Genomic DNA, 9869 nt, shown 5'->3' with positions numbered 1-9869 from the left:
ACGCTGGAAGTGCTGCCGCAGTGATGTGGACCACGATGCCGGGCACACCCCGGCATCGCCGCCACGACGCATCACCATGACTGATCCCCAGCTCGACATCGCCCACCTCGGCGGCACCACCATGGGCACCACCTGGAGCGTGTCGCTGGTCGCGCCGCGCCAGCGCGACCTGCACCCACTGCATGCCGGCATCCAGGCGCGGCTGGATGCGGTGGTGGCGCAGATGAGCACCTGGGAGCCCGGCTCGAACCTGAGTCGCTACAACCGCGCCAACGCGGGCCAATGGTGCGTGCTGCCGGCCGAGACCCGCCACGTTCTGGCCTGCGCACAGGCCATCGCTGCCGCCAGTGGCGGCGCCTTTGATCCCACCATCGGTCCGCTGGTTGCGCTGTGGGGCTTCGGTGCACACGCCGGCGAACGCCGCCCGCCCGACGACGCTACCCTGCAGGCCACGCGCGAGCGCTGCGGTTGGCAGCGCCTGCAATGGCGCGGCGATGCGCTGCAGCAGCCGGGCGGACTGCAACTGGATCTCTCTGCGATCGCCAAGGGCTTCGGCGTCGATCACGTGGCTGCCTGGCTGCGTGGTCAAGGCATTGCGGCAGCGCTGATCGAAGTCGGCGGCGAGCTGGCCGGCTACGGCCGCAAACCGGATGGCCAGCCGTGGCGCGTGCTGGTGGAGTCCGCACCGGAAGAAGATGCGCGGACCGACACCCCGCCTCGCGTGCTGGCACTGGATGGCCGGGCGGTGGCCACCTCCGGCGATCGCTGGCACCAGTACCACGCCGATGGCGAGGCTTACAGCCACAGCCTCGATCCGGGTACTGGCAGGCCGGTGCGCCAGGTCGCTGCGGCAGTCACGGTGGTGGCCGGCGATGCGATGCACGCCGATGCCTGGGCAACCGCGCTGACCGTACTCGGTCGCGACCAGGGCATGGCGCTGGCCGAGCGCGAAGGCCTGGCGGCGCGCTACCTGCAGCGCGCTGCAGGCGGCCCACAGGAGTTCCTCAGCAGCGCCTTCCAGCGTCTTCTTGACGAGCAGGGCGCATGAGCGGACGCCGGTCGCGCGCGTGGCTCGGCAACACCCTGGCCCTGCTCCTGTTGGCGCTGATCGGCGGGGCGTTGCTGCGCCTGCATCTCGGTGAGGCATGGTGGCAGGGCGCGCCACCGATTCGACACTCGCAGATCGCGGCACTCGCCACGGCCTTGTATGCGCTGGCCTGCGCTGTACTGTGGTGGAGTGGGCGCGCGCGCGACGATGTCGCAACCGGAGACACCGCGCCCCTCCTGCTGGTCTGGTCCAGCCAGACCGGCTTTGCCCGCGAGCTGGCCGAACGCAGTGGCGAGGCATTGCGTGGTGCCGGCGTGCCGGTGCGCGTGCGCGGTCTGCATGAGGTCGACGCCGCCTTGCTGGCCGGCAGCCAGCGTGCATTGTTCATCGCCAGCACCACCGGTGAGGGCGATCCGCCTGACCACGCGCTGCCGTTCCTGCGCGATGTCATGGTCTCGCCGCCTTCACTGCAGCACCTGCACTACGGCGTGCTCGCGCTGGGCGACCGCAGCTACGGCCACTTCTGCGGATTCGGCCACCAGCTTGACCAATGGCTGCGGCAGCACGGCGCGCATGCGCTGTTCGATGTGATCGAGGTCGACAACGCCGATCCGGCAGCGCTGCGTCATTGGCAACAGCTGCTGGGACAACTCGGTGGTGGCGCCAGTGAACTGCCCGACTGGAGCCCGGCCGAATACCAGCCGTGGACGCTGCTGCAGCGCGAACATCTGAACCCGGGCAGCTCCGGCGGTCCAGTGTACTGGTTGCGCCTGCGGCCACCGGCCGGCGCAGATGTGCAGTGGCAGGCCGGCGACATCGCCGAGATCGGCCCGCAGCATGCGTCGCACACCGTGCGTGCCTGGCTGGACGCACAGCGCTTCGATGCGGACAGGGTGCTGGATGACGGGCAGACGTTGCTGGCACGCGTCGCGCACTCGCACCTGCCTTCATTGGTCCCCCCGGGCGATCTGCCCGCGCTGCTGGCGACCCTGCAGCCGCTGCCGCATCGCGAGTACTCCATCGCCTCAGTGATGGCCGACGGCGCGGTGGAGCTGCTGCTGCGTCGCCAGCTACGCGCCGATGGAACACCCGGCATCGGCAGCGGCTGGCTGTGCGACCACGCCGCACTTGGCGAACCGGTGCAACTGCGCCTGCGCCGCAACGACAATTTCCATGGCGTCGCCGCCGAGGTACCGCTGCTGCTGATCGGCAACGGCACCGGCATCGCCGGCCTGCGCGCACACCTGCACGAACGCGTACGCAGTGGCGCGCGCCGTACCTGGCTGCTGTTCGGCGAGCGCACCGCCGCGCATGACTTCCATTTCGGCGAAGAGCTGCAGGCGATGCTGGCCGACGGCACGCTGGCGCGGCTGGATGCTGTGTTCAGCCGCGATGGCGGTGTGCATCGCTATGTGCAGGACCGCCTGCTGGCCGAAGCAGCAACACTGCGGCAGTGGGTGGATGAAGGCGCGACGATCCTGGTCTGTGGCAGCCTGCAGGGCATGGCCCCGGCGGTGGATGCGGTGATCGAGCAGGTGCTGGGGACTGCGGACAAGGAAGCGCTGTTGCTGGCCGGTCGTTACCGGCGCGATGTGTATTGAGGTTGCCCCATCCACGCATGGCGTGGATCTACTGAACCGCGTGTCCAGGCAGGGTGGCAACCGCAGTGCAAGTAGATCCACGCCATGCGTGGATGGTACCCACCGGCGCCCAGGAATCATCCCGCCGCACTCACCCTGATCGCCAACAACTCGCCCCCGCCCTGCAACTCGTGCCGCTGCCGTTCACCCGCTGACAGCCACGCGGTATCGCCGGCCTGCAGCGGCGGCAGGCCACTGTCGACACCAAACTCCGCCTGACCGGCCAGCAGGTGCAACGTCCACGCAGCGCCCGGTTCGCAGAAGAAGAACATCGACCCAACCAGTGGCCGGTGCAGGAGTTCGGCCTGCAGCAGGTCGCGCTTCCACATCAGGTTGAAGTCGTGGGTGGTGCCGTCGACCAGTTCGCCGTGCAGCGTTTCCTCGCCCGCAAAGCGCACGCGCCCATGCGGCGGCAGGACTTCGGCCACACGGCCATCCTCGAAGCGAAGACGCACGCCATTGCCCTGCAGCAGCACCAGTTCGCGCTCCACGCCGGGGAAGGCGGAGAACGCCGCGTCCTGCTCGATCTCGGCCACGGACAGGCGCAACGCCCAGTCATCCCCCTGCGCGGGCAGGCGCAGGATCTCGCGGGTCCAGCCCAGGCCGTTGCGCCAGCGTTCGCGGCGGTAGTCCAGGCGTGAGATGACCTGGCTCGGAGTGTGCAGCAGGGAGTCGACGTTCATCGGCGCATTGCATCACGCCGCGCGCCATCGTGCATCACCGCGTGGCCAGCGTGCCCTGGCCGCCGCACCCGCCGGCCAGCAGCTGCGAGTGTTTCAACCAGTCCTGGTCGGGGTAATAGGCGAACACCATCGTGCCGCCACGCAACGCATCGATCAGTGGCTTGGCCACCGACAGGCGCACCGCCGGGCAGCCCAGGCTGCGGCCCAGCCGCCCCTGCAGCTGCGCGGTGGCCGGGTTCACATACGGCGCGCCGTGGATGACGATCGCGCGATCACGCGCGCGGTCATTGAAGCCCGGCTCCAGCCCGGCCAGGCGCAGCGAATAGCCGTTGCCGCCCATGTAGGTCTCCTGCGCGGTGAACGCGCCGAGGCTGGACATGAAACTGCCATCGCGGTTGGAGAAGTGCTCGGTGCGGTTCTCGCCGCTGTTGCGGCCATGCGCCACCCATTCCTCGAACAGCAGGCGCTGGTGGGCCAGGTCGAACACCCACAGGCGCGGCTCGGTGGACGGTCGCGAGTAATCGATAACGCTCAGTCGGTCACCGTTGATGCCAAGCTCCGGCCGCTGCAACGCACAGCGCATGGCGCGCGCCGCCAGCTGCAACACGTGGCGGTCGGCCTTGGGCGCACTGCGCGACAGCAAGGCAGCCAGATCTTCGGCACTGGTGGCGAGGGCGGGCGTCTGCGCCAGCGCCGGGGCGCTGGCCGAGGTCGCCAGCAGGCCGAACGCGGCCAGCCGGCACAGGCGGGATGCAGTCATGGGCACAACGAAGGGACTCAGTTGCCCTTGAGGGTGGACCCTGGCGGCTCGGATTCCAAGACCGGCTGCATTCCGGATTCAGCCGGGCTTGGGCGGACCGCCGGCAGCGAGGTCACCAGCAGGGTCGTGCCTGGCACCAGCACCCGGTACAGCTGGCGGGCGAACTCGGCCGGCAGCGCCATCGGCAGCGAGGGCGTGGCCAGCAGGTCCGGCGTGGCCTGGGCGCGGTCCTGGCCCAGCAACGGGTAGGCCGTCCACTGGTGCAGGCGCTGGTTCGCGTCCAGCGGGCTGGGCGTATCGCTGAAACCCTGCCCCATCACGAACAGGGTGGTGCCCTGGAAGGCCGGCAGCGCGTCGGCCTTCAGCGGCGACTCGCCGATCATCACGCCATCGCGCAGCACGTACAGGCGCTGGTCGTGCAGGCTGACCAGGATGCCGACCTGCCCGGCCGGCGCCGCGCTGTCGTTCCACCAGGCCTGTGCCGGCGCCCCACCTTCCGGCAGGGCCTGGCCGCGTGCATTGACCGGTGCCAGCACCGACGGATAGGCCAGGGTCATCGGCGAGCTCTTGGCATCGGCCACCACGACGGTATCGCCGCGCTGGGTTTCGCTGAACAGCTTCTGCGCGAAGGCCTGCGGCAGGCGCACGCAGCCGTGCGAGGCCGGATGCCCGGGCAGGCTGCCGCCATGCAGGGCGATGCCGTCCCAGGTCAGCCGCTGCATGTACGGCATCGGCGCGCTGTTGTAGAGGTTGGACTTGTGGTCCTTGTCCTTCTGCAGGATGGTGAACACACCGGTCGGTGTCTCGTGCCCGGCCTTGCCCGAGCTGATCGTGGTCAGGCCGATGGCAATACCGTTGCGGTAGACGTAGGCACGCTGCTCATCGAGGCTGACCACCAGCACGATCGGGCCGGTCGGCGAGATTTCCGGATGCCACAGGTATTCGCCCGGTTTCAGGTCGGTCGGCCCGCGCACTTCGGCGGTGCCGGCAGTGGCAGCTGCGGGCTTGGCAGCCGGTGCCGACGCAGCGGCATGGGCCAGCAGCGGCAGGGCCAGTGCCAGGGCGAGCATCAGGGTGGTGGGGCGGTGCGGAAGCATCCAGCGGGGGTCCTTTCCATGCGGAGCCGCCACCGTACACCATAGGCCCGTGGTGGCCGCGGCAAAACCTGGCGCCGGAAATGAAACTGCCCGGCGACACAGCCATGTGTCGTACCGGGCAATCGTTACGTCCTTGTCGGCCTGCTGCCGCCCCCTCGCATCCTGCGCTGTGGGGGAAGCGTTGCGTCCTGCACGCGGCCGCGTCTGTCCTGTTTGTATCTCAGCCCCTTCCACAGGTCTGTGATGCCACCATCCTGGTGATTGGTGCCGCGTCCTGCGGCGGTCGGTGGTCACGGCCTTCCTGTCCGCGACCGCTGAACCAGCCTCCTGCCGGTTCCGACGATTCCTGCTGTCAGCGCCTGGGTACGGTCCGCACCGGTACCGATCCGGGTACCGGATCCGCCGGCAACAACCTGTTGCCTACGGTGATCCGCTGTCGATTCCGTTCGACGATCGCTTTCCCTATCCCCTTCACCTGCGCCAGGTCCTCGACGCGATGAAACGGGCCGTGTCTGCGCCGGTGCTCGACGATCGCCTCGGCCTTGGCGGCTCCGACCATCGTCAATCCCTGCTGCAGCGCCTGGGCATCGGCGCGGTTGATGTCGATCGGTTCGGCGGCATGCGCCCCAGCGATCCCCACTACCAGCACCAGTGCCCTCAACACGACACTCCAAGGCACGACGTGTATCTCCCTGTGATTCTGGCCGCCCCGACCGGCAATCCCGTCGGCAGGAACAGTGTCCGTCACCACATGTGCACAGCCTATCGGTTTCCCGGATTTCCGTAAGCCAGCCAAATACCCGACGTGATGTAGGAAAAACCCTACCCGTGGCACAGGCGTAGAATGGCCGGATCAGCCCATGCAACCGGAGTTTCAGATGGACAGCGCCAAGCTCGGCCAATTCGTCAATGACAAGTGGGACAGCGAAATCGTCCCGCAGTTGGTCGACTACATCCGCATTCCCAACAAGTCGCCGATGTTCGACGCCAATTGGGTGCAGAACGGCTATATGGAACAGGCGGTCACCCTGATGGAGAACTGGGCCAGGGCCCAGCAGCTGCCCGGCCTGAAGGTTGAAGTGGTGCGCCTGGAAGGCCGTACCCCGCTGATCTTCCTGGAAATTCCGGCTACCGGCGCCGAAACCGGCGACGACACCATCCTGCTCTACGGCCACCTGGACAAGCAGCCGGAAATGACCGGCTGGGACGACGACCTCGGCCCGTGGACGCCGGTCCTTCGCGGCGACAAGCTGTATGGCCGCGGCGGTGCGGACGACGGCTACGCCATCTTCGGCTCGCTGGCCGCGGTGCTGGCGCTGCAGGCCCAGGGCCTGCCGCACGCCCGCTGCGTGGTGCTGATCGAGGCCTGCGAAGAGTCCGGCAGCTACGACCTGCCGGCGTACGTCGACCACCTGGCCGAGCGCATCGGCAAGCCCTCGCTGGTGGTCTGCCTGGATTCGGGCTGCGCCAACTACGACCAGCTGTGGTGCACCACCTCGCTGCGTGGCCTGACCGGCGGCAACTTCACCGTGAAGGTGCTCAACGAAGGCGTGCATTCCGGCGATGCCTCCGGCGTTGTGCCGTCCAGCTTCCGCCTGCTGCGCCAGCTGCTGTCGCGCATCGAGGACCAGGACACCGGCCGCATCCTGATCGACGGCATGAACGTCGAAATCCCGGCCGAACGCCTGGAACAGGCCAAGCGCGCGGCCGAAGTGGTCGATACCGAGATCTTCGAGAAGTTCCCGATGGTCGACGGCCTGCGCCCGATGAACGAGGACCTGACCGAACTGGTGCTCAACCGCACCTGGCGCCCGGCCCTGTCGGTCACCGGCGTGGGCGGCATGCCGCCGCTGGAATCGGCCGGCAACGTGCTGCGCCCGCAGACCTCGGTGAAGCTGTCGCTGCGCCTGCCGCCGACCGCCGATGGCAAGGCCTGCGGCGAGCTGCTGAAGGAAGCGCTGCTGCGCGACCCACCGAACGGCGCGCAGGTCACCCTGGACCTGGAAAAGGCCTCCACTGGCTGGAACGCCCCGGCCATGGCGCCGTGGCTGACCCAGGCCATCGACGATGCCAGCCAGGCCTTCTTCGGCAAGCCGGCAATGTACATGGGCGAAGGCGGCTCGATCCCGTTCATGGGCATGCTCGGTGAGAAGTTCCCGGGTGCGCAGTTCATGATCACCGGCGTGCTCGGCCCGCACTCCAATGCGCACGGCCCGAACGAGTTCCTGCACATCCCGATGGGCAAGAAGGTCACCGCCTGCGTGTCCAAGGTGATCAGCGAGCACTACGCCGCCAGCCTGCGTGGCGAGACCAGCGGTTCGCCGGTGGCTGCCGACAGCGGCACCCGCCACGGCGACCACGGCTGCTGCTGATCCGGCACCGGTGACGGACGCAGCCTGGCCTTGCTAGGCTGCGTCCACACTCAAGCGGAATCCGCGCGCATGAATGGTCTGTTCGGCAGCAGCAGCTGGTTGTACATCCTGCTGGTCGGCTTCTTCGTCGGCCTGCTCGGGCGTTTCTTCATGCCCGGCAACAACCGCATGGGCTGCCTGCTGACCATCGTGCTGGGCATCCTCGGTGCACTGCTGGCCGGTTGGTTCGGCCAGTACATGGGCTGGTACGCCCCCGGCGAACCGGCCGGTTTCCTCGGTGCGGTAGTGGGCGCGGTGGCCGTGCTGGCCGTCCTGCGCCTGTTCAGCGGCCGCCGCTGACCCCGTCCCTCCTTCCCCTCCTGTTCCCGACGTTGGCGCGCCCAGCGCCCCCGGATATGCCCGCATGACCGAACCCGCCTCCGATCCCCAGCGCAGCGCGCGGCGCCTGCAGTGGGCCCGTACCCAGCTCGACGATGCCAGCGCGGTGGTCGAGCGCGCTTCGGTCGATGCCGGCATGCGCAGCTACTGGCGCACGACCAGCACCCGTGGCAGCCACATCGTGATGGACGCCCCACCGGGGCTGGAAGATCCGCGGCCGTGGCTGCGCATGCGCGGCCTGCTGCACGACCACGGCCTGCGCGTGCCTGCATTGCTGGCGCAGGACCTGGAGGCCGGCTTCCTGCTGCTGGAAGATCTCGGCGGCCCGACCCTGGCCAGGATCCTCGACGCGCGCAACGCCGATGAATGGTTCGGCCGCTCGATCGAACAGCTGCTGCGCCTGCAGGCGATTCCGGTACCGGCCGACTTCGGCCAGTTCGGCGAAGCGCTGCTGCAGCGCGATGCCGGCCTGTTCGACGAATGGTTCCTGCAGCGTCACCTGAACCTGGAACTGGACTGCGGTGAGCTCGAGGGGCTGCAGCTGGTACATCGCCGGTTGATGGACAACGCGCTGGGCCAGGCCCAGCTGATGACCCACCGCGATTACATGCCGCGCAACCTGATGCCGGTCGACGACGGCCCCGCGGTGCTGGATTTCCAGGACCTGGTGCGTGGCCCGATCGCCTACGACGCGGTGAGCCTGTTCAAGGACGCCTTCCTGAGCTGGCCGCTGCAGCGCGTTGACGAGTGGCTGGCGCAGTACCACGAACGCGCGCGCGACGCCGGCCTGCCGGTGCCCGACCGCGCCACCTTCCTGCGCGATGCCGACTGGATGGGCATCCAGCGCCACGTGAAGATCCTCGGCCTGTTCTGCCGCTTGCGCTACCGCGACAACAAGGGCCATTACCTGGACGACGCACCGCGCTTCATCGGCTATCTGGATGAAGTGCTGCCACGCTATCGCGAGCTGGCGCCTCTGCAGCAGCTGCTGGAAAGCCGCATCAAGCCGGCGCTGGCCGAACTGGGCGCACCGATGCGCGTGGCCCGATGAAGGCGCTGGTCTTTGCCGCCGGGCTCGGCGAGCGCATGCGCCCGCTGACCCTGCACACACCCAAGCCGCTGCTGGAAGTGGCCGGCAAGCCACTGATCGTCTGGCACCTGGAGCGCCTGGCAACGCTCGGCGTGCGCGAGGTGGTGGTCAACACCGCGTGGCTGGCCGAGCAGTTCCCGGCGACGCTGGGTGATGGCAGCCAGTGGGGCCTGCGTCTGCATTTCCTTTACGAAGGGCAGACCCCGCTGGAAACCGGCGGCGGCATCCTCAACGCATTGCCGGTGCTGGGCGATGCCCCGTTCCTGGTGGTGAACGGCGATATCTGGACCGATTTCGATTTCGCCACGCTGCCGCGCGAGCCGCAGGGCCAGGCACACCTGGTGCTGGTCGACAATCCGGTTCAGCACCCGAACGGTGACTATCGGCTGGATGCACAGGGCCTGCTGCACCACGACCGCGCAGGGCCATGCCTGACCTATGCCGGCATCGGCGTGTACCGCCCCTCGATCGTGGCCGACTGGCGCGCGGTGATCGGCGATGCGCCGGGCAGCGAGCGGCTGCCGCCGAGGTTCTCGGTGGTGCCGCTGCAGAAGCATTTCATGGCGCAGGGGTTGATGACGGGGCAGCACCATCGGGGGCGTTGGACCGATGTCGGGACCGTGGATCGCCTGCGCGCGCTGGATGCTGAGTTGGCGGCGAACGGCTGAGCCCCTCGTGGCTGGACGTTTTGAGAGCAGAAGCCGTGCTTGGCCGGGCGGGGTGGATTCGCGGGGGACGCCGTGGACCCGTCCCTGGGGGCTTGGCCACGGCATCCATGCCGCGGACACCCCCGCGAACCCA

10 protein-coding genes are annotated in these 9869 nt (G+C 68.5%); 6 read left to right on the top strand and 4 right to left on the bottom strand.

Features of this window, described 5'->3' with window-relative positions; all coding sequences use genetic code 11:
• The first annotated feature begins 76 nt into the window (after positions 1-76).
• Both ABGA94_RS22060 and ABGA94_RS22055 read left to right on the top strand, forming a co-directional pair.
• Positions 77-1048, top strand: coding sequence for an FAD:protein FMN transferase (locus tag ABGA94_RS22060; RefSeq protein ID WP_111127895.1), 972 nt, complete (start codon positions 77-79; stop codon positions 1046-1048).
• Positions 1045-2649, top strand: coding sequence for a sulfite reductase subunit alpha (locus tag ABGA94_RS22055; RefSeq protein WP_111127814.1), 1605 nt, complete (start codon positions 1045-1047; stop codon positions 2647-2649). Before ABGA94_RS22060 ends, ABGA94_RS22055 begins: the two co-directional genes overlap by 4 nt.
• A gap of 116 nt (positions 2650-2765) precedes the next feature.
• Here ABGA94_RS22055 and ABGA94_RS22050 read toward each other — a convergent pair whose 3' ends face one another.
• The 4 genes from ABGA94_RS22050 to ABGA94_RS22035 all read right to left on the bottom strand — a co-directional run bounded on the left by ABGA94_RS22050 (position 2766) and on the right by ABGA94_RS22035 (position 5907).
• Complete coding sequence (locus tag ABGA94_RS22050; protein WP_262221341.1) at positions 2766-3371, bottom strand: HutD family protein; 606 nt, start codon at positions 3369-3371, stop codon at positions 2766-2768.
• Between the two features lie 34 nt (positions 3372-3405).
• Entirely contained in the window at positions 3406-4131 is a 726-nt protein-coding gene (locus ABGA94_RS22045; protein ID WP_065185834.1) for a murein L,D-transpeptidase catalytic domain family protein, read from the bottom strand.
• Between the two features lie 17 nt (positions 4132-4148).
• On the bottom strand, positions 4149-5228 hold the full coding sequence (locus tag ABGA94_RS22040) for a L,D-transpeptidase (protein ID WP_375368100.1): 1080 nt from the start codon (positions 5226-5228) through the stop codon (positions 4149-4151).
• Between the two features lie 352 nt (positions 5229-5580).
• Positions 5581-5907 (bottom strand): helix-hairpin-helix domain-containing protein, encoded by a 327-nt coding sequence (locus ABGA94_RS22035; RefSeq protein WP_032953992.1) that lies wholly within the window; start codon positions 5905-5907, stop codon positions 5581-5583.
• A 199-nt stretch (positions 5908-6106) separates the two neighbouring features.
• On the opposite strand from ABGA94_RS22035, the gene ABGA94_RS22030 reads away from it, so the two are divergent.
• From ABGA94_RS22030 to murU, 4 genes are all read left to right on the top strand, one after another.
• A complete protein-coding gene (locus ABGA94_RS22030) occupies positions 6107-7600 on the top strand; it encodes a M20 family metallopeptidase (protein ID WP_088496714.1) in 1494 nt (497 codons plus the stop codon).
• 69 nt (positions 7601-7669) lie between these two features.
• Complete coding sequence (locus tag ABGA94_RS22025) at positions 7670-7939, top strand: GlsB/YeaQ/YmgE family stress response membrane protein (RefSeq protein ID WP_005415577.1); 270 nt, start codon at positions 7670-7672, stop codon at positions 7937-7939.
• A 64-nt stretch (positions 7940-8003) separates the two neighbouring features.
• Complete coding sequence (locus ABGA94_RS22020; RefSeq protein ID WP_119706065.1) at positions 8004-9029, top strand: aminoglycoside phosphotransferase family protein; 1026 nt, start codon at positions 8004-8006, stop codon at positions 9027-9029.
• Entirely contained in the window at positions 9026-9736 is a 711-nt protein-coding gene (gene murU, locus ABGA94_RS22015) for an N-acetylmuramate alpha-1-phosphate uridylyltransferase MurU (protein ID WP_005415575.1), read from the top strand. Before ABGA94_RS22020 ends, murU begins: the two co-directional genes overlap by 4 nt.
• The last annotated feature ends 133 nt before the right edge of the window (positions 9737-9869 follow it).

Source organism: Stenotrophomonas sp. 3diitr2024, assembly GCF_042136455.1.
Lineage (GTDB): Bacteria > Pseudomonadota > Gammaproteobacteria > Xanthomonadales > Xanthomonadaceae > Stenotrophomonas > Stenotrophomonas sepilia.
Note: the sequence above shows the minus strand (reverse complement) of the source record. Positions and strands in the feature narration are given on the sequence as shown.